Raw genomic sequence first — 20,016 nt, 5'->3', positions numbered from 1 at the left:
TGACCGCCCCACCCCCACAACCCGCTATAATCACGGATTCAGCTCAAGCCTCAACCCCCGGACACAACACACACCCATGAAAACCGCCCAGGAACTGCGCGTCGGCAACGTGATCATGATCGGCAACGATCCCATGGTCGTCATCAAGGCCGAATACAACAAGTCTGGCCGCAACGCCGCCGTCGTCAAGCTGAAGATGAAGAACCTGCTGACGGGCTCCGGCACCGAAAGCGTCTATCGCGCCGACGACAAATTCGAAATCCAGGTGCTGGAACGGACCGAAGTCACCTACTCGTACTTCTCCGACCCCGCCTACGTCTTCATGGACGCCGAGTACAACCAGTACGAAGTCGATGGCGAGAACATGGGCGACGCCCTGAACTATCTCGAAGAGGGCATGCCCTGTGAAGTGGTGATGTACAACGGCCGCGCCATCTCGGTGGAACTGCCCACCAGCCTGGTCCGTGAGGTCGAGTACACCGAGCCCGCCGTGCGTGGCGACACTTCCGGCAAGGTGCTCAAGCCCGCCCGCATCAAGCCCACCGGCTTCGAGGTGCAGGTGCCCGCCTTCGTCGAAACCGGTGACAAGATTGAAATCGACACGCGCAACGGCGAATATCGCAGCCGCGTGAAGTGATCGGGCAACCCCGGACAAAAAAACGCCCCGTCTCGACGGGGCTTTTTTTGCCGGTTGCGACCGGGTTCCAGGTCAGGGTGCCCCTGAAAGCGGGCCTCTGCAAAGCACCTGCAGCACTTTGCCTCCCCAGGTCCGGGCAATCCAGTGGGCATGATGGTCGCACATGTGATGGATGTGCGTGAATGGCCGTACGTGTGACGGATGTACGTGTGACGGATGTACGTGCGATGGATGTGCGTGTGATGGACGTTCCAGACGGGCGTCTGGGCGTATCCGGTCAGAAAGACCGCAGGCTGCTTCGTGCCATGCCCACTTCCACGGCAGAATGGGTGCTGCCCGGCCGCCACACCGCCACATCGGTGGGCCCCAGCAGGAAGGAATCGACCGTGGCCCCCTGCCCGCCACGCCGGGCACTGTGACGGTGCAACCCACCGGAGCGCCCCGTTCTGCCGAAGGCATAGCCCAGACCACACTTGCCCAGCACGAACTGGAAACCGGCCACGCCATGGCTGCGCAGGCTGTCGACCACCCGCCAGCCCGGGGCGGGTTGACGGTGCTCACTCTCCTTTGGGGAAGCACCCAGCGCCACCGCGCCCATGGCCGCCCCCTGGCGGGGATAGACATGCCGCAGGAGCACACGGCGCACCGTGGCCTGCAGGGCCGCCGAAGACAGCGGTTTGACCAGATAGCCGGCACAGCCGGCCATGGCCGAACGCAGCAGGTCGGAAATGCCGGAGCGGGCACTCAGCACCACCACCGGCACCGTGGACCCCGTGGCCTTGCGGTAACGCCGCAGCATTTCCAGCCCGCAGCCATCGGGCTGCTGCGGATCGACCAGGATGAGATCGTACGCCCGGGTGGCCAGCACGTCGCTGGCCTGCTCGAGGGTGCCCACGCCATCCACATCCAGACCCAGCTGGCGCATGCCCACGGTGACGTGGCTGCGGCTGGAGGGACTGGGATCGATGACCAGGGCGCGCAGCTGCACATCGGCAGGCAGCCGGCTGTCTGCCAGCAGGGTACGCGCCGTCAGCGTGCTGCGATTGAAAGCATGCTGCTGGGCACGGGCCACCAGGATGTCGGCCGAGCGGTTGAGCACGCCCAGCACGTCATGCGTGAAGGAGGAAAACAGCAGGTCGTCGGCACCGCGCAGGCGATTGGCGCGACGCCCCACCCCGATGACCGGCACGGCGCGCGGCAGACTGCGCAAGCGGCGGGCCGTGTCCACCCCGCCGGGGATGGTGAGATTGACCAGGGCGATGTCGAACTCGCCACTGGTGCGGGTATCGGCCAGTTCGTAGCGGTGCGGGTTGTGCTGCTCGCACTGGAAGATCAGTTCGATCAGCCGCAGGAAACGCTGGCCGAGCCCGAACGCAGCCACCCGGAATACCGGACGGGACGCTTCGGCAGCAACGGCAGGCGCGGTGCTGGGGGCTCGCTGGCCACGTGAATTGAAGGGCGTTTTCCACATAGGCGCCACTGTAGCCAGAAACTGCGCCGACCGCAAACGATTTTTTTGAAAACATCGTGAATTCAGTGCGTTAGATGCCAGTCCTAGACAAAACTGTAGCTTTTTTGGCAAGAAACCAGGAAGCAAATACACTCAATGGTAAATATGTGTTGAATGACAGGATTTCCGTCAAATCATGATCTATCTGTTCCCGAGGATCCCCCTTCCCGGCAGTTCATGCCGGCAGGCCACTGCGCCGGGTGCTGCCGGTCGGTCTCGGGATGACCGGAATGACCGGCCGGGCCGGCAGGAGTCTGGTCCATCGGCATTGCAGCAGCTGGCGGCATGACCGACATGGCGGCGGCAGACGCCATGGCCGGCGAAGATGTCTCCTGCTCCTGTGCATCAGGGGTTTCCACAGGGGCCCCGCCTGCACAGAAGGGTTCATTTGTCTTTGTGGCATACAAGTATGATACTGACCAGAACTTCCAGTACATCCGAGACACGCATGACCAGCCCAAGCCCCCTCATGCCGACCTATGTGCGGCAGCCCGTTGCCTTCACCCGTGGCGAAGGCGCCTTTCTGTTCGATACCACCGGCAGGCGGTATCTGGACTGCCTGAGCGGCATTGCCGTCAATACGCTCGGTCACGCCCACCCGGATCTGGTCCCTGCCCTGCAGGACCAGGTGGCGCAGATGATCCATTGCGCCAACCTGTTCGAGATCCCGCTGCAGGATCAGGTGGCCGAACTGCTGCTGGCCCATTCGGGCATGACCAATGCCTTCTTCTGCAATTCCGGGCTCGAGGCCAACGAGGCCATGCTCAAGCTGGCGCGCCTGCACGGTCACGCCCAAGGCATCGATGTGCCGCAGATCGTGGTGTTCGAACGCGCCTTCCACGGCCGCTCGCTGGCCACCCTGTCGGCCACCGGCAACGCCAGGGTGCAGAAGGGGTTCGAACCGCTGGTGGAGGGCTTCATCCGCCTGCCGTTCAACGACCTGGCTGCCCTGCAGGCGCTGGCCGCCCGCGATGCGGTGGCTCCACGCATCAGCGCCGTGCTGCTCGAACCCGTTCAGGGCGAAGGCGGCATCACGGCCGCCACACCGGAGTTCCTGCAGGGTGTGCGCAGCCTGTGCACGCAGCACGGCTGGCTGATGATGCTCGACGAGATCCAGTGCGGCATCGGCCGCACCGGGCGCTGGTTTGCCCACCAGTGGGCCGGCATCCGGCCGGACGTGATGAGCCTGGCCAAGGGGCTGGCCTCGGGCGTGCCGGTGGGCGCCGTGCTGGCCGACGGCCCGGCTGCCGGCCTGTTCACGCCGGGCAGCCACGGCACCACCTTCGGTGGCAATCCGCTGGCCATGCGGGCAGCCCTGACCACGCTGGAAGTGATGGCGCGGGACGGTCTGGTGGCCCATGCCGGCGCGCTGGGCGAGAAGCTCAAAGCCAGCCTGACGGCGGCACTGGCCGGCACCCCCGGTTTCGTGGAGGTGCGCGGCCGCGGCCTGATGCTGGGCATCGTGCTGGACCGCCCAGCCGGCGCGCTGGTGAAGCAGGCGCTGGATGCCGGGCTGGTCATCAACGTGACGGCCGACGCGGTCGTACGGCTGCTGCCTGCGCTGATCTTCACCGAAGCCGAGGCCGACGAGCTGGTCCAGCGGCTGGTGCCGCTGATCCGGGCATTCCTGCAGGCGCCAGCCTCATGAGCACGGGGCTGCACACGCCATGGGACGGCCTCTCCCCTTCACAGACACCACTCGCCGTTCCTGTCGATCAGTCCCTGCCTCGCTGACCACTCATCACCCTGTTGATCGGTCCCTGCCCCCCCGCCGGCCTTTTCACGGACCATGATCCACGGCCGCCGGCCCGATGAACAGGGAATCCAGCGTTACCGCTTCAGCGTTTTCCCATCAGACTTTTCCATCGGGCTGCAGCAGGTCCCCACGCGCTGCTGCAGCCACCACCAGCCAGGTCCATCATGAACAAGCCACCCATCAAGCACTTCCTGAAATTCGACGACTTCACCGGCGAGGAAATCGAATACCTGCTCAAGCGGGCCGATTTCATCAAGAAACGCTTCAAGAACTACGAAACCTGGCACCCGCTGCAGGACCGTTCGCTGGTGATGATCTTCGAGAAAGCCTCCACCCGCACCCGCCTGTCCTTCGAGGCCGGCATGCTGCAGCTGGGGGGTGCTGCCATCTACATGAACACGCGCGACTCGCAGCTGGGCCGCGGCGAACCGGTAGAAGATGCTGCCAAGGTGATCTCGCGCATGTGCGACATCATCATGATGCGCACCTTCGAGCAGTCGATCATCGAACGCTTTGCGGCCGCCTCGCGGGTGCCGGTGATCAACGGGCTGACCAACGAGTTTCACCCCTGCCAGATCCTGGCCGACATCTTCACCTTCCTCGAACACCGCGGCCCCATTCGCGGCCGGACGGTGGCCTGGGTGGGCGATGCCAACAACATGAGCTACACGTGGGTGCAGGCCGCCCGGCTGCTGGACTTCCAGGTGCACATTTCCACGCCACCCGGCTATGCGCTGGACATGTCTCGCATCAGCGAGGCCGAACAGAAGCACCTGCGCCATTTCGAAGACCCGCGCGAGGCCTGTCGCGGTGCCGATCTGGTCACCACCGACGTGTGGACCAGCATGGGCTACGAGGCCGAGAACGAGGCCCGGGCCGCCGCCTTTGCGAACTTCTGCGTCGATGAGCAGATGATGGCCCTGGCCAGCCCCGATGCGGTGTTCATGCACTGTCTGCCGGCGCACCGGGGTGAGGAAGTGACGGCCGGCGTGATCGACGGCCCGCAGTCGGTGGTGTGGGACGAGGCCGAGAACCGCCTGCACGTGCAGAAGGCCCTGCTGGAGTATCTGGTCATCGGCCGCGTGCCGACCTGATGCCCCGTCCCACGTTGCTGCCATGTCGCCGCTGCCTGCCGGCATGCCCGGGGGCGTCGCGGGAACGAATGAGTCCATGGCACGCGCAAAACCACGCGGTGCCATGGGCATCCGGGCGCTGGGTCAGACCTTCTGGCCCAGCTGGCGAACCACCTCGTCGGTGGTCCACAGGTCGTTGGCCACCAGGCGGTAATTGACGAGCGCGGCCAGATAGCCATCGCCCTCCGGCAGTTTCGGGCCGGCGGTGGCGTCCTTCACCACCGTCACCTCGAAGCCCTGCTCGATGAACTCGCGCAGGTGCGACTCGACGCACAGGTTGGCGGCCATGCCCGCCAGCAGGATCTGGTCCACCTTCTGCTTGCGCAGCTGCAGCGTCACATCGTTGCTTTCCGGGCCGAAAATCTTGTGCGGCGAGGCAATGATGGTCTTGCCATCGAAGATGTAGGGTTTGTATTCGGGCATGAAGTCGGCTCCCGAGCCCTCGAAGCCTTTCATGTCATAGGCGCTGGGTCGCGCAAACATGCCACTGTCGTGCATGAAGTGCTCGCCCGGGCCACCGAATTCCCACTGGTGATCGGTGGGATAGTAGTAGTGTGGCGACACTACCACGGGGATGCCGGCGCCCTTGGCCGCCTTGAAGAGGCGCAGCAGATTTGACACCGTATTGTTTTGCTTGACGCTTTCGCCCACGGCGCCCCAGGCGATGCCTTTCGGGCTCAGGAAATCGATCTGGGGATCGATGACCACCAGCGCCACGCGCTCTGGATCGAGCTTCATGCCCTTGCGTGGCATGCCGTAACTGGACGGCTCGGCATACGGATTGGCTGGCGCCGCCCCCTTGCCCGCGGCATTTCTGCCAGCGGCTTCGGCATTGCCTGCACCGCCCAGCGCCATGGCGCCCAGCGCGGCAACCGCCGCAACGGCTTTGGCATCATGCCCCAGAAACTGGCGGCGGCCCTGGTCGACGGTGTGATCTTTGTGGTTATTGCACATGGTTTCCAAATGAAGAGGAGAAGGTTTCTGGCCAAATCATCCGCGCAGCATGCTGCAATACCACCTGCCCGGTGCCAGTGACGACATCGTCGCCGAATGCACGCAAGGCCGGTTGACACATCATCCCGTCTTTTTACCCGGATGATGGCCGTGCGATGGACGGTCCACCGCTGGCACCTTTCAGGCGACCATTCGTCGGCCCGGGGCGTTTCATGGACATTTTCTCCACCGGGCCGTCAGCATGTCATGGACACATGCTTTCCCGCGCTGCCCCCTGCACTTACTCCCTGCACTTACCCCCTACATTACTCCCCTACATTGCTCCCCTACATTGCTCCCCTACATTGCTCCCCTACATTGCTCCCCTGCATTGCTCCCCTGCACCGACCCATGCACTGATCCCCGCCATATGCAGCATCGTGTGCTGACGGGACAAAAGGACCCGGACAGGGCGGCTGCCCTGCATCAATCTGTTTCTGTCATCGGCCCACCGGGATGCACCGCGGCGCCCGTGCTGATATCTTTCCCTGGTCGTCACCCCTTCAGCCTTCCGCGCCATGGATGCTCTCAGCCAGCTGTTCACGCACTTTCGCTTTCGCACCGACCTGTTCTTTCTGGGCCGGCTGTGCAATACCAGCACGCATGCCGAATCCGAAAAGGGGTACCTGCACCTGGTCCGCGAAGGGCGATGCCTGTTGCAGATTCCCGACACGCCCCCCATCCGCATCGAGGAACCCACGCTGATCTTCATGTCGGGGCACATGCAGCACACCATGACCCCGCTCGACACCGGCGGACTGGATGTGTTTTGCATCAGCTTCGACTTTGGCAGCGGCGTGCGCAATCCGCTTACCCACACCCTGAAGCGTCCGGTACTGCTGCAGCTCAACAGCAACCCCGACCTGCTGGCGGTAGCCAACCGGATTTTCACCGAAACGGCCGAACGGCACTGCGGCTACCAGATGGCCGTGCACCATCTCTCGGCCTATTTCACCATTCAGGCGGTACGCTGCAGCCTGCGGCTGCGGCATCTGGATACCGGCCTGCTGCGCGGGCTGGCCGACCGGCAGATCGGACTGGCGCTGTCGCACATGCATCAGGATCCGGCTGCGCCGTGGCAGCTGGACACCCTGGCCGAACGGGCGCACATGTCCCGCACGCGCTTTGCGCTGCGCTTCAGGGAGACGGTGGGCGTATCGCCCATGGATTATCTGGCTACCTGGCGCATCTCGCTGGCCCAGAGCCTGCTGCTTCAGGGTGTTCCGGTGGCGCTGGTGGCAGAGCGGACCGGCTACAGCCACAATGCCGCACTGACCCGGGCCTTCACCCGTATCGTCGGCCAGACGCCCACGGCGTGGCTGACCCAACAGCGGGAACAGATGAAGGCCGCGGAGGAAGCCATGGACGCAGAGGCCGCAGAACAGACAATGATTGCAAAACAGGCGACCAGCGCCGAACGGGCAGCGGCCGGTTCCGGCGCATGGCTGAACGATCAGGGGACCGGGATCTGAACCGGTCCCAGGGACTGATCAGCGGCACAGATGCAGGCGCACGCCGGGCCGGGTGTTGATGACGGACGGGTTGCTCTTGACCGTGGTGGAGGCCTCGGGCACCGGCACGGGCTGATGGCGCGGAATGGCACGGCGCACTGCTTCCAGATTGGGCAGCAGCGCCACGGCACGATAGGAGCCCGACAGCAGCAGGTTGAGTTTGCGCAGCGGCGACAGGCCGTCGGCACCGGCACCGATCTGCTGGTCGAGCTGACCGAGCAGCTGGCTGGCCAGCGGCACTTCCAGCACCTGCATCAGCACCTGACGTAGGCAGCGGTGGTAGGCCACGCACTCATCGAACAGCGGCGACTCCGGCAGCGGCTGGAAGCCGTAGCGCGGCATCAGTTCGCGCACTTCCCGGTCGATGGTGGGCTGGTCGGGTTCGAGCAGCGCCAGCACTTCGGAAGCCACCGATTTTTCGACCTGCCCAGTGAGTTCGCTGATCTGCATCAGCACGTCCGGGTAGTTGCGATTGGGAACGCGACGGATGCCGTCCAGAATCAGGAACAGCTCGTCACGACGCATGCGCAGTTTGCCGCGCATGCCAACGTGCCGGCACAGCCGTCGCTGAAAATCCGTGTCGGTCAAAACATCGGTCGTGTTGATGTTTTCGAGCAGCCACAAATGCTCGCGCGCATCGGCAACCACACGGCTCATGGTTTTGACCACCGCAATGTCCAGGTCCCGCAGGAGACGCTCGGCAGCCGCTTGGGTAATGGTGTATCTCGACATCGAACATGCCTCGTTTCGATCCAGCCCTCATGATCGGTGCTGCGGCCTGCTGGCCCGGTACAGGTTTGATGCCCGGACTGCAAATGCGGATCAGCGGCAAGTGGAGCGTTTGCTTTGTACGACAGAACGTGGCATGCGTGCCGAATGGGGTGTGGGAGCGCTGCTGTACATGGGGGCGGCACGTGGCTGTTTTTGCGGGGTTTTTTGGGCAAAAACGCTGCGATGGGATTGTGGTGGTGTGGAGACGGAGGTGTTGCGTTTTATGCAGGGTGTGGGGCGGGCCGTGGCTCGATGGAAACAGCCTGCAGGTGAAGCTGCACGGGAGACGGTGTGCTCACGGCACACGGAAGACGGCTTTCGGGCGGGGCGGCACGGGGTACGGGAGGTTCATGCGGCTCCTGCGCTCAATCGTTTTTTGGAGCCCACGACCTTCGTCGTGGTCTGCAAAAAACGATGCCTAAGACAGGCTGTCAACGCCGATTGAAAACTGACCCAGGATGCCGAAGTAAAACTGACCCACCTGGGCACGCGATAGAATGGGTTACCAGCCCTCAGTCAGGCGGCCTTTCCCTCCTTGCTGGCCACCTGTCCGGCACGCACCTTGTCGCGTAGCCGGTAGCTTTGGCCGGAGATCTGCACGATGTGAGCATGATGCAGCATGCGGTCGAGCATTGCGGCCGTCAAGGTCTGATCACCTGCGAAGGTTTCTGGCCATTGCGTAAATGGCAGGTTGCTGGTCAACACGATGGAGGCATGTTCATAACGCTTGGCTACAACGTTGAAGAACAGGTTGGCCTCATCCCTGCCAAACGGCAGGTAACCTATCTCATCGATGACCAGCAGCCTGGGCCCGAGCACTGCCCGGCTGAAGTACTGCTTGAGGCGCCCCATGGAAACCGTGCAACGTCCCTGCTATCGAAGTAAAACTGCCCCGTCTTGACGCTTGTGATTCCCCACATCTTTGATCACATGGACATTCCCAGAACGATGTCGTCAAGCCGGCGCATCCCCTTCCAGATAACCTCGTTCCCCGGTGGCCTGTCATTCTTTCTGGCCAGATAGCCGCCAAGGCGCGCCACCAGGATCACGCAGTCATGCAGCGTCTCTGGCTCAGGCACCTTGTTCTTCCAGCGTACCGTCACCAGCGCCTTCAGAGCCCGGATCTCCTGCTCCGTGAACACCACCCTCGGGTCGGCCTCGGGTTCAAGGCGATTGAGCATCGTCATCCACATCAGCCGCCATGACAGAATGCAGTACACCGCCATCAGGTTGCTCAACCGTTCTGCGGTGCGAAGCTGCGCGTCCTCGGCCTTGCAGCCCGATTTCATCACCTTGAAGAACGTCTCGATGTTCCAGCGCATCGCATACCAGTCCAGCTTCTCGATGGCCTGCTCGCGCGACTGAACCGGCAGATCCGTAATCAGCTTCCAGCTCAGGGGCTTGCGATTGAGCGGCGCGCCTCGCTCCGTGGCGTGCAGTACCGTCAGCGTCAGCTCGGGCAACTCCTTGTGCTCCTGCGGCGGCCGTATCCGCAGACGCCGATGACGCAGCGTCATGGTCGCCTCGTGCGCATGGCCCCAACGATCACGAAAGAACACCCGGTGCAGGCCCTTGACCAGCGCGTCGGCCATCTCCTCTTCCACTGTCTGCTGGCCGTTACCTGTCGGGCGATCCGTGCTGGTGCGCACCAGGAAATGTGTGCCCAGCTCCCTGGCCGCGTAAAACAGCGCGTAGATGTCGCTTTCGCGGTCCGCGATGTGCACGCATCGCCCGGACTCCGCCTGCAGCAACGCCGTGGCCTGCTGCAGCCCCTCGACCCAGCGATGACTTTCCCTGTCCTCGACACGCTTGCGCGCGGCCCTGCCTGCTGCCTGATCCTTGCTGAATTCCTGCCGGTTCCAGAACTGCAGCGCACACAGCCCCAGGGGCAGCGCATCCTGCGTGATGGCCAGACTCGCGTGCATCAGCATCCCGCAGATCCGCGTCTCCTCCTCGGCTCCCGCCAGCCTGCCCAAAAAACCCACATCCTCTGGATACAGCCGATCAAACGTGAACGAGGTTGTATCGTGCAGCACCAGAATCTGCCCCTCGCTTTGTTGCACGCGACGCCGTGTGGCCTGCAGGTGCCCCGAAATGATCGCCTGGACGTCCACCCGATCATTGGACAGCATCCGGTACGCTGCTTTCGTCGCAGCCCAATCCTCGAACGAGGACGGAATCGAGTTGGTCACATCCTTGCCGAGATGACGCATGATCTCGCCCAGGCGTGCCTTCAGACGCGCATCCGGCATCTGCGCGCCACTGATCTCTTCGTCAACCCACTGGGTACCCAGATCCTGCACTTCAACCTCTGTCCGATCTGCCTTGCCCATTGCAGCGTCCTCCGGTTCGGCTTTGCCTCGTTCTCTTCCTCTGAATTATGGGCGATTCTCTCTTGTCATGTTGATTTCATTGAGAAAGTTGTGGGGAATCACAAGGTCTTGACGAGGTAACGTCCCTGGAAGGCGCCAATTCCGACGCCATCAATTGGACACGCTGATGATCAACACCGTTCCTGAACGCTGCATCGTCAGAAACAGGCTGCTGGCACGATACCGCAATCCAGAGACAAGCGACGTGGAGCGGGATGCGAGTGCTGCGACTTCGCGGTACGCGTGAACGACTTTCTGACAGGCGGGCGAAGCCCGGTTGTCGGAAAGTGTTTTAGCGCTGAAGGTTTGTTGACCACGACGCAGGTCGTGGGCAACAAACCTTCAGTGAGCGTTGAGCAGCAATCGCATACCGCTCCGCGGCGCGTGCCACAACGAAGACGTACCTCAACAAGGGACGCACCACGACAGAGACGTGGCAAAACCGGGACAGTAGCCACAGACGAAAAAGCGCGCCGCAGGAAGAACCACTTCCATACGGCGCGCTTTCCGGCGACCCATGCGCCAGAGCAGACGGGCAAGCTCCAGCAGCCCGCCCTGCCCCGGTCGTATCAAACCGAACGAGCGGGAGTGATGAGCGCTCAGCTCTCGACCGTCTCGACCTCTTCCTCGCCCTCTTCCGGTTCCGGCGGTAGGGGCTCGAAGGACTCGTGGTATTCGAGCGAGACCTTGTCGTTGCCATCCACATCCACTGTCACGCGCCCACCGTGCTGCAGACGGCCGAAGAGCAGCTCGTCGGCCAGCGCCTTGCGGACGGTGTCCTGGATGAGGCGCTGCATCGGGCGGGCACCCATCAGCGGATCGAAACCCTCGCGGGCCAGATACTGGCGGAAGGCATCGGTGAAGACGACCTCCACACGCTTTTCGTGCAGGGTCTCTTCGAGCTGCATCAGGAACTTGTCCACCACGCGCAGAATGATGTTCTCGTCCAGCGGTCGGAAGTTGATGATGGCATCCAGACGGTTGCGGAACTCGGGCGAGAACAGGCGCTTGATCTCGGCCATCTCGTCACCCGCCTGACGCGAATCGGCAAAGCCGATGGAACGGCGCTGCAGGTCGGCCGCCCCCGCGTTGGTGGTCATGATCAGCACCACGTTGCGGAAGTCTGCCTTGCGGCCGTTGTTGTCGGTGAGGGTACCGTGGTCCATCACCTGCAGCAGGATGTTGAAGATGTCCGGATGGGCCTTCTCGATCTCGTCGAGCAGCAGCACGGCATGCGGCTTCTTGGTGATGGCGTCGGTGAGCAGGCCGCCCTGGTCGAAACCGACGTATCCCGGGGGCGCCCCGATGAGGCGCGAGACGGCATGGCGCTCCATGTACTCGGACATGTCGAAGCGCACCAGCTCGATGCCCAGCGTGAACGCCAGCTGGCGGGCCACTTCGGTCTTGCCGACGCCGGTCGGGCCAGAGAACAGGAAGGAACCGATGGGCTTCTCGGGGCGGGCCAGACCGGAGCGGGCCATCTTGATGGCGGCCGCCAGTGCCTCGATGGACGAGTCCTGCCCGAACACGACGTTCTTGAGGTCGCGCTCGAGGTACTGCAGCTTGCTGCGGTCGTCGCTGCTGACCGAGGTGGGCGGAATACGGGCGATTTTCGAGATGATGGCCTCGATGTCGACCTTGCCGATGACGGTCTTGGCTTCTGCCCTGGGCCTGATGCGCTGCGCGGCTCCGGCCTCGTCGATGACATCGATGGCCTTGTCGGGCAGGTGGCGGTCGGTGATGTACTTGGCCGACAGTTCGGCCGCCGCCGTGAGCGCCGCCCCGGTGTAGCGGATGCCGTGGTGTTCCTCGAAGTAGCTCTTCAGGCCACGCAGGATCTGTACGGTCTGCTCGACGGTCGGTTCGTTGACATCGATTTTCTGGAAGCGGCGCGACAGCGCGTGGTCCTTCTCGAAAATGCCCCGGTACTCGGTGAAGGTGGTGGCGCCGATGCACTTCAGCTCGCCGGAGGAGAGCGCCGGCTTGAGCAGGTTGGAGGCATCCATCGTGCCGCCAGAGGCCGAACCTGCCCCGATGAGGGTGTGGATTTCGTCGATGAACAGGATGGCGTGACGGTCGGCCCGCAGCTGCTTGAGCACCGTCTTGAGGCGCTGCTCGAAATCACCGCGATACTTGGTACCGGCCAGCAGCGAACCCATGTCCAGCGAGTAGACGGTGGCTTCCTTCAGCACCTCCGGGGCATCGCCCTGGACGATGCGCCAGGCCAGGCCCTCGGCGATGGCCGTCTTGCCCACGCCAGCCTCGCCGACCAGCAGCGGATTGTTCTTGCGACGGCGCACCAGCACCTGGATGACGCGCTCAAGCTCGCTCTCGCGGCCGATGAGCGGGTCGATCCTGCCTTCCTTCGCCGCCACGTTGAGATTGTGGGTGTACTGCTCCAGCGCCCCCTGCGGGTTGGCGTTGGGATCCTGCCCGGCTTCGACCGTGGCCTCCTGGGGCTCGTCGCCCTTCTGGGGCTGGGCCTTGGAGATGCCGTGCGAGATGTAGTTGACCACGTCCAGCCGGGTGATGCCCTGCTGGTGCAGGTAGTAGACGGCGTGCGAGTCCTTCTCGCCGAAGATGGCAACCAGCACGTTGGCGCCCGTGACCTCCTTCTTGCCGTTGGAGGTGGACTGCACGTGCATGATGGCGCGCTGGATGACGCGCTGGAAGCCCAGCGTGGGCTGGGTGTCGATTTCTTCGGTGCCGGGGACGACCGGGGTGTTTTCCTTGATGAAGCCCGTCAGGCTCTTGCGCAGCTCGTCGATGTTGGCGGCGCAGGCGCGCAGCACCTCGGCTGCCGACGGGTTGTCGAGCAGCGCAAGCAGCAGGTGCTCCACCGTGATGAACTCGTGACGCTGCTGTCTGGCCTCGACAAAGGCCATGTGCAGGCTGACTTCCAGTTCCTGGGCGATCATGCTTCCTCCATCACGCACTGAAGCGGATGCTGATGCTGGCGGGCAAATACACTCACCTGCTCCACCTTGGTCAACGCGATATCCCGCGGGAACAGCCCGCAGACGCCCCGGCCCTCATGGTGGACCTGCAGCATGACCTCGGTGGCCTTCTCCAGGCCCATGGCGAAGAATTTCTGCAGGACTTCGACCACGAAGTCCATCGGCGTGAAGTCGTCGTTCAACATGAGAACCTTGTACATGGGGGGCGGCTTCAGGGCTGCCTCGACCCGTTCAAGGACGACCGAGGGATCATTGGATAGTGTCATCCGACCGATTCTAGCGGGTGATCCGGACCAATCAAGCCACCCGGCGACATCCGGCAGCCGGCATCGTGCGTTCCACCACAACGGGCGGATTCACGGCCGGTACGGGAAAGACGGGAGGAGGAAGGTCTGGACACGGTAAGAAAAACGATGTCATGCCGGCCGGCCACGGCCTGCAGGCAGAAGCCGGCGCCCGGGTGTGCCAGCCCCCTGCCCCGCGACGACCGGCGCCAGCATGCGCGGGAAACGGGCCATGACATCCCTGGATGCCGAATGGCACCGCCAGGCGGTACCGCCGGCAACCGGCTGATGTTCCAAGTATGTGTCCAACGGCAGGTAATTCAAGTGGGTGTCATTCAACCCGTTATTGTGACGCATTTCTGTTCCAGATGTGAGAGAGCCTCCCGCTCTGGAAGGAGAGCGACGGGCCGACGAAAGGCATGCAATGACCCAGCTGAACCGGCGGCAACAGGGAGGCCGAACCGGCCGACGGTCAAGGGCCGATGGGGGCACACCAGAATCTGGCGCGTGTCATGGATTCATTTGCCCCCGCGCCCCTCCGGGCATACAGGACGGAAGCGGCAGGGCCGCAGAATCCCCGATGGCTTCAGGACACTGCCGACAGATTCATGCGCGTCCAGGGCCGGACTGGCTCCGGCACTGGCGCGCACCAGCCCTGCACCAACCCGACACCAACCCGACACCAACCCGACACCAACCCGACACCAGCCCCGCGCCTACCCCGACATCCCACACACCGCGCACCTGCCCTGGACCTGCCCAACACCAGCCCCAACACCAGCTCCGCACCTGCCCCGGCACCCCACGCACCGTGCACCTGCCCTGCACCGGCTGCGTGCCCTGGGCGTGCTGCCAGACATTTATAAATGCCGCTCTACGCTTCCATGACCCGTCGCCGGGCGGCGCGGCATGGGCTTGCTCGACAGGACAGCGTCGGTAAACCGACACTACGGCAAGAAAACCACACACGCTTTTCTGGTAATTGATCAACCGGTCAGTAACCGGGGGCGTCAAGAGGGGTGGAACAACCCCAGAAATGTAAATTTTCTCATTCAAAACAGATGGTTGAGAGGGGCAGCAGAGGAAGACTGCAAGGTTCTGACACGCCTTGAGACCGAAACGCAATTACCGTTTCACACCTCGTGATGACCGTTCGCACAATAAAACTTGACTATCTCACTCGCTATCCCAAAGAATAGCAACCGATGTCTTCGGGGTAAATCAAGGCCCGCGCCCGAATACCTCAACCTAGTCTCAACGCATGGCCTTTCAAGCAGGAAAATTCATAGTATGGCAACGGGTACGGTCAAGTGGTTCAACGACGCCAAAGGTTTCGGCTTCATTACCCCGGATGAAGGCGGCGAAGATCTGTTCGCTCACTTCAGCTCTGTGCAGACCCAGGGTTTCAAAACCCTGAAAGAAGGCCAGAAAGTCTCGTTCGACGTGGTTCAGGGCCCCAAAGGCAAACAGGCCTCCAACATCCGTCCGGAAGCCTGATCACCAGGCTTTCAGACAGCGCGTCTGAATGCAGCCGGTTGCGAAAGTGACCGGCTTTTTTTGTGCCCGTACCGGGCCGGGTCCATGACACGCGTCAGCATCGACTTCAGATGCAACATGCCATCCCCATATGGGATGTTGCCATGGTCCGGTACGGCCGGGTTCAGTGCTGGTGATGGCTGTGGCCGTGGGCGCTGTGGTCCATGCCCGCTGCGGGGGCGGCCGTCTGCTGGACGCTGACCTGGATGACCCGCTCACCTGCGTGACGGAACATGAGGGTCAGGGGAAACTGGTCACCCGCCTTCAGCGGCCTGTTCACGCCCATCACCATCAGGTGATAGCCGCCCCCCTTGTTGAGGTTGACGCTGCCTCCGGCCGGGATGTCGATGCCGCCAACCTGGCGCATGCGCATCAGCTCGCCTTCCATTTTCATCTCGTGCAGCTCGGTACTGCGGGCAATATCGGTGCGCGCGGAAACGAGCTGGTCCGGCTGGTTGCCGGTGTTGTCGAGCCGGCTGATGTAGATGGCGATGTTGGGCACGCCCGGACGGGGCGCCACGGTGTAGGCGCCGTCTACCACGACACCCTGTGCAGCAGCTGCGGCATGTGGATGCGATGCGCCATTGCCATGGTGCCCGGCTGCGGTGTGCTGATGTGCCGTTTCGCCCTGTCCTGCTGCGGCATGCTGATGCGTTGCCTCACCCTGCCCTGCCGCAACGAGCTGATGCGTTGCCGCACGCTGCCCGGCGGCGGCGTGCCGATGCGTCATGTGGGCATCATGATTCTCCCCGCCCCCGGTGCCCGCCTGGACCGGCAGCGCGAAAGACAGGCCGGTCAGCAGGCCTGCGGCCAGCAGCTGTCTGGCGCAGCGCCGGGCAGTATCCATGGATGCCGAATGGAACGAGGGAGTGGTACGCATGCTGTTCAGTCTCCGAAAGAAAAGGCCGGGATATTGAAACGAACGCGTTTGAAACGAACGATATTCAGGCCCCATGACGGGAACCCGGCAGCCACGGCCGCAGCGTCAGGCCACATTCGCGAACACGGCCCCCCGGCAGGGGCCGATGTCCGCGCCCGTTTGTGGTCAGCCGGCGGTACCGAGCCAGGGACGAACGAAGGCGGTGCTTTCGGGGCGCTGCTTCCCTTCGGCATGGGCCTCCGGGGTACCGGCATAGACGAAGCCCAGCAGGTGCTCGTCCTGGGCAAAGCCCAGGGCATCACGCACCTTCGGGTCGAAGGCGTTGGGCCCGGTGGCCCAGAACCCGCCGTATCCGAGCAGGTACAGGCCGTTGAGGATATTCATGACGGCGGCACCGGCAGACAACCACTGTTCGATGGCGGGCACCTTTTCGGACTCGGTGAGGCGCACGGCCGGCACGATGGTGAGTGGTGCAGCGGTGGCCTTCTTGCGAAAGCGCTCGGGGTCTTCATGTCCGCGCGCCCGCGCAGCCTCCACCAGCACCTCGGCAAAGGCGTGGCGAGCATTGCCCTGGATGGTGACGAAACGCCAAGGCTTCAGGCCACCGTGGTCGGGCGCGCGCACGGCCAGGTCGAACAGGCTGCCCAGCTCGCACGCCGACGGGGCCGGCTCCATGAGCGGCCAGGCGGAGAAACGGCCCAGCAGGGCCTCGACCGCGGGGGCGCCGATGTCGTTGAGATCGATACTGTCGTCCATCGGTGTTCAGGCGCGACCGCGGGGGGCCGATGCGTTCTTCTGGCAGGTGGAGCAGACACCGTAGAGGGCCAGACGGCGCTCGGACAGCTCGTAGCCATGGGCCTCGGCCACCTCGTACTGCACCTTCTCGATGACCGGGCTGGTGAACTCGTCCACACGGCCACAGCTCACACAGATGAGGTGGTCGTGATGGTCGCCCTCGTTCATTTCGAACACGGCCTTGCCGCCATCGAAGACGTTGCGGCTCAGCAGGCCGGCTGCCTCCAGTTGCGAGAGCACACGGTAGACGGTGGCCAGGCCCACGTCGTGGCCCTGCTCCAGCAGACGGCGGAAGACGTCTTCGGCCGAGAGGTGGCGCTCTTCGCTGCCACGGATGATTTCAAGTACCTTGATGCGCGGCAGCGTGGCCTTCAGACCGACACTGCGCAATTCCTGATCCTGCGTGCTCATTGACCTTCCTGAGAGAAATGGATTCGTGATGACGGCAGCGTGGGCACAGAACGCCACCCGACATGCACGACTACCGCATTATGACCCATTGTGATCTGCTGCGTGTTGTGGAATGGTGTCTGGATTCTACGGGGCGTTGCGCGGGTGCACGGTGGCGCGTCAGTCACCCGACACCGTCTGTCCGTCAGACAGCGCCACGGCCTCCCGGTCGGCACCTGCCGCGGCAGGCGCCTGCGCCGGTTCGCCGGACGGGGCCGTCTCGCCCCGCTGGTGGATGCGGATGATCCGCAACGCATCGGGTTCCGCCACCAGGACACACGGCTTGTTGTGGCGCCGGCAGTGATCCTGCACCCGCCAGTAGGCCTGGTGACTGAGGCAGCCTGTCTGACATATCACCAGATCGGCCTCGACCAGCCGTTCTTCAAGGTCTGGGGGGTCGATGAAGTCATCTTCGGCCTGCGATGAGTCTGCATCATGCGCAGCATCCGTGGGGGACAACGCGCCTTCGGGGCGGGCGGTTGACGGGGCTGCCTGGGCGGACGGTGCTCCCTGTGCCGGAGACAGTACCCGGGCCGACAGTGCCGCCTGCCGGCCGGCTGGCTGCACTGCTTCCTGCAGGCCAGACGATGCACCGGACGTATCGCCCTCCTCTTCGGCCGGATGGCCGGCAGGCCCCTCGCTCCCTCTTTCCGGCGACCGGGCAGCAGGGCTTCCTACCGATACCCCGGGCGACTGCCCGCTGGCTGCACCGGCGGCATCGCCCCCAGACCCCTGCGTACCCTGCGGCGCACCAAAGACCGCCACATGGCTGCCTGCCGGGTTGCGCAGCGACCGCAGCAGCGTCTGCAGGCGCTGCATCAGGGCCTCGATCCGCCCAACCATCTGCGGACGGCCCGGCTGCAGGGCTTCCCCCTGGGCCGAGAGTGCCGCCTGCTGCGTCCAGGCCATGGCGACATCACGGGCCGCCAGCTGGGCACGCAGCTGCAGCACTTCTTCCTCCAGGACCTGGTTGCGCGCATGCAGCCGCTGCAGGCTGGCGGTGCAGCGACGCTGTGCCGCGCCATAGGCCAGCCTCAGGGCTTTCAGCTCGGCCAGGGCGCCTTCAAGGCTGCGCTCGGTTGCGTGGTTCAAGGTTCTGGCTCCGGCGGGATGAGGGACGATTGATTTTACTTCTCATTTCTGGATGTGCCAGCCCCTGGTGTCATGCCCGTGTTTTCCCTGTGGTTCCGGCATGGATCAGCGGAGGCTGTGTCGTGACATGACAGAAATGCGGGCTGGAACCGCCCCTGTTCCACACACCGGGAAACGCCCTCCCACGCCAGAATGCCCGACAGTACCCGACTGAAGGATTGCGCATGAAAACCATTGCCCTGACCATGATCGTCAAGAACGAGGCCCGCAGCATTGCCCGCTGCCTCGACAGTGTCGCCCCCTGGGTGGACCGGATGATCGTGCTGGACACGGGGTCGACCGACGACACGATGGCCATTGCCCGGGCCCATGGTGCCGAGGTGTACGAGCGCCGCTGGACCAACGATTTTGCCGCCGCCCGCAATGCAGCGCTGGCAAAGTCGGACGCCGACTGGAACCTGGTGCTGGACGCGGATGAATGGCTGACCTCGGGCGGGGAATACCTGCAGGGGCTGAAGCAGGACGGGCGGCGGGTCATTCACAACATCCGGGTCGACAGTGATCTGGGCCGTGGACAGAGCACGCTGATTTCCAGCCACCGGATCCCGCGCATTCTGCCAAGGGGCGTGCGCTACAAGGGCCGCATCCATGAACAGCCGGCACACAGCCTGCCCGTGGTGAACTCGACCGTGTCCGTGCGGCACGATGGCTACATGCAGGAACAGCTCGACACCAAGAAAGGCCGCAACCTCGAGCTGCTGCTGCAGGAGCTGGCCGAGCGCCCCAACGACCCGTATGTCAACTTCCAGATCGGCAAACAGTACGATATCCAGCTGCAACCAGCCGAGGCGATCCCCTATTACCAGAAGGCGCGCCAGGTTTCGTCCGTGCGCACCGTGTGGCATCACGACATGGCCGTACGGATGATCGAATGCCTGCGCCAGACCGGCCGGCTGGAAGAGGCCATGCTGTTCGCCTCGGACGAGATGCGCTACTTCGGGGATTCGTCGGATTTCTACTTCGTGGTGGGCTGCCTGCTGCTGGACCAGATGCAGAAGCATCCGGAACAGGGCGAGTCACTGCTGCCGATGATCGAGGAAAGCTGGCTGAAGGCGCTGCAGATCGGCGAACGCCCGGATCTGGCCGGCAACGTCAGCGGTCGCGGCAGCTTCATGGCGGCCGGGCAACTGTGGGCGCTGTTCGATGCCCGCAAGGAAATGGACAAGGCCAGCCACTACAAGGGCATGCAGGCCGACATGTACGCAAAGTACCGCGAGGCAGCCGACCGGGGGCTAGTGTCGGCGGCCGCGCTCAAGGACGCGATGGCAGAGGTCTGAGC

General features: G+C 63.7%; 16 protein-coding genes and 1 pseudogene. 6 read left to right on the top strand and 11 right to left on the bottom strand.

Annotation, left to right across the window (positions count from 1 at the left end; genetic code table 11):
• The first annotated feature begins 76 nt into the window (after window positions 1-76).
• Complete coding sequence (gene efp / locus EHV23_RS03070; RefSeq protein ID WP_125094666.1) at window positions 77-637, top strand: elongation factor P; 561 nt, start codon at window positions 77-79, stop codon at window positions 635-637.
• Window positions 638-914: 277 nt separating this feature from the next.
• On the opposite strand, the gene EHV23_RS03065 is transcribed toward efp, so the two are convergent.
• On the bottom strand, window positions 915-2,108 hold the full coding sequence (locus EHV23_RS03065; RefSeq protein WP_125094665.1) for a response regulator transcription factor: 1,194 nt from the start codon (window positions 2,106-2,108) through the stop codon (window positions 915-917).
• A 487-nt stretch (window positions 2,109-2,595) separates the two neighbouring features.
• Between EHV23_RS03065 and EHV23_RS03060 the strand changes: the two genes are divergently transcribed.
• Both EHV23_RS03060 and argF read left to right on the top strand, forming a co-directional pair.
• Window positions 2,596-3,795: an aspartate aminotransferase family protein gene (locus tag EHV23_RS03060; RefSeq protein WP_125094664.1), complete on the top strand. Its 1,200-nt coding sequence runs from the start codon at window positions 2,596-2,598 to the stop codon at window positions 3,793-3,795.
• A gap of 272 nt (window positions 3,796-4,067) precedes the next feature.
• Window positions 4,068-4,997 carry an ornithine carbamoyltransferase gene (gene argF, locus EHV23_RS03055; RefSeq protein WP_125094663.1) on the top strand — a complete coding sequence of 310 codons (930 nt, stop codon included), beginning with the start codon at window positions 4,068-4,070 and terminating at the stop codon, window positions 4,995-4,997.
• A gap of 123 nt (window positions 4,998-5,120) precedes the next feature.
• Here the strand turns inward: argF and EHV23_RS03050 are convergent, their stop codons facing one another.
• Window positions 5,121-5,990 (bottom strand): cysteine hydrolase family protein, encoded by an 870-nt coding sequence (locus EHV23_RS03050; RefSeq protein ID WP_125094662.1) that lies wholly within the window; start codon window positions 5,988-5,990, stop codon window positions 5,121-5,123.
• A 557-nt stretch (window positions 5,991-6,547) separates the two neighbouring features.
• On the opposite strand from EHV23_RS03050, the gene EHV23_RS03045 reads away from it, so the two are divergent.
• On the top strand, window positions 6,548-7,501 hold the full coding sequence (locus EHV23_RS03045; protein WP_125094661.1) for an AraC family transcriptional regulator: 954 nt from the start codon (window positions 6,548-6,550) through the stop codon (window positions 7,499-7,501).
• An 18-nt stretch (window positions 7,502-7,519) separates the two neighbouring features.
• On the opposite strand, the gene EHV23_RS03040 is transcribed toward EHV23_RS03045, so the two are convergent.
• The 5 genes and pseudogenes from EHV23_RS03040 to clpS all read right to left on the bottom strand — a co-directional run bounded on the left by EHV23_RS03040 (window position 7,520) and on the right by clpS (window position 13,906).
• On the bottom strand, window positions 7,520-8,272 hold the full coding sequence (locus EHV23_RS03040) for a hypothetical protein (protein ID WP_125094660.1): 753 nt from the start codon (window positions 8,270-8,272) through the stop codon (window positions 7,520-7,522).
• Window positions 8,273-8,827: 555 nt separating this feature from the next.
• Window positions 8,828-9,157: pseudogene (locus EHV23_RS03035) on the bottom strand (ATP-binding protein); the annotation flags it as partial.
• Between the two features lie 80 nt (window positions 9,158-9,237).
• On the bottom strand, window positions 9,238-10,644 hold the full coding sequence (locus EHV23_RS03030; RefSeq protein ID WP_125094659.1) for an IS4 family transposase: 1,407 nt from the start codon (window positions 10,642-10,644) through the stop codon (window positions 9,238-9,240).
• A gap of 638 nt (window positions 10,645-11,282) precedes the next feature.
• Entirely contained in the window at window positions 11,283-13,601 is a 2,319-nt protein-coding gene (gene clpA / locus EHV23_RS03025; protein ID WP_125094658.1) for an ATP-dependent Clp protease ATP-binding subunit ClpA, read from the bottom strand.
• Window positions 13,598-13,906: an ATP-dependent Clp protease adapter ClpS gene (gene clpS, locus EHV23_RS03020; RefSeq protein ID WP_125094657.1), complete on the bottom strand. Its 309-nt coding sequence runs from the start codon at window positions 13,904-13,906 to the stop codon at window positions 13,598-13,600. The genes clpA and clpS overlap by 4 nt, the downstream gene beginning before the upstream one ends.
• A 1,308-nt stretch (window positions 13,907-15,214) precedes the next feature.
• Here clpS and EHV23_RS03015 point away from each other — a divergent pair.
• A complete protein-coding gene (locus EHV23_RS03015) occupies window positions 15,215-15,421 on the top strand; it encodes a cold-shock protein (RefSeq protein WP_125094656.1) in 207 nt (68 codons plus the stop codon).
• A 163-nt stretch (window positions 15,422-15,584) separates the two neighbouring features.
• Here the strand turns inward: EHV23_RS03015 and EHV23_RS03010 are convergent, their stop codons facing one another.
• From EHV23_RS03010 to EHV23_RS16570, 4 genes are all read right to left on the bottom strand, one after another.
• Window positions 15,585-16,340 (bottom strand): copper chaperone PCu(A)C, encoded by a 756-nt coding sequence (locus EHV23_RS03010; RefSeq protein WP_158615812.1) that lies wholly within the window; start codon window positions 16,338-16,340, stop codon window positions 15,585-15,587.
• Window positions 16,341-16,505: 165 nt separating this feature from the next.
• Window positions 16,506-17,096, bottom strand: a complete 591-nt coding sequence (locus EHV23_RS03005; protein WP_125094654.1) for a nitroreductase family protein — start codon at window positions 17,094-17,096, stop codon at window positions 16,506-16,508.
• Between the two features lie 6 nt (window positions 17,097-17,102).
• Window positions 17,103-17,546 (bottom strand): ferric iron uptake transcriptional regulator, encoded by a 444-nt coding sequence (gene fur, locus EHV23_RS03000; RefSeq protein WP_125094653.1) that lies wholly within the window; start codon window positions 17,544-17,546, stop codon window positions 17,103-17,105.
• Window positions 17,547-17,705: 159 nt separating this feature from the next.
• Window positions 17,706-18,677: a DUF2325 domain-containing protein gene (locus tag EHV23_RS16570; RefSeq protein WP_420813024.1), complete on the bottom strand. Its 972-nt coding sequence runs from the start codon at window positions 18,675-18,677 to the stop codon at window positions 17,706-17,708.
• Between the two features lie 224 nt (window positions 18,678-18,901).
• Between EHV23_RS16570 and EHV23_RS02990 the strand changes: the two genes are divergently transcribed.
• Window positions 18,902-20,014, top strand: coding sequence for a glycosyltransferase family 2 protein (locus tag EHV23_RS02990; RefSeq protein ID WP_125094652.1), 1,113 nt, complete (start codon window positions 18,902-18,904; stop codon window positions 20,012-20,014).
• The last annotated feature ends 2 nt before the right edge of the window (window positions 20,015-20,016 follow it).

Source organism: Lautropia dentalis (assembly GCF_003892345.1).
Taxonomy (GTDB): domain Bacteria; phylum Pseudomonadota; class Gammaproteobacteria; order Burkholderiales; family Burkholderiaceae_E; genus Lautropia; species Lautropia dentalis.
This window is presented reverse-complemented; position numbering and strand designations above follow the sequence as displayed.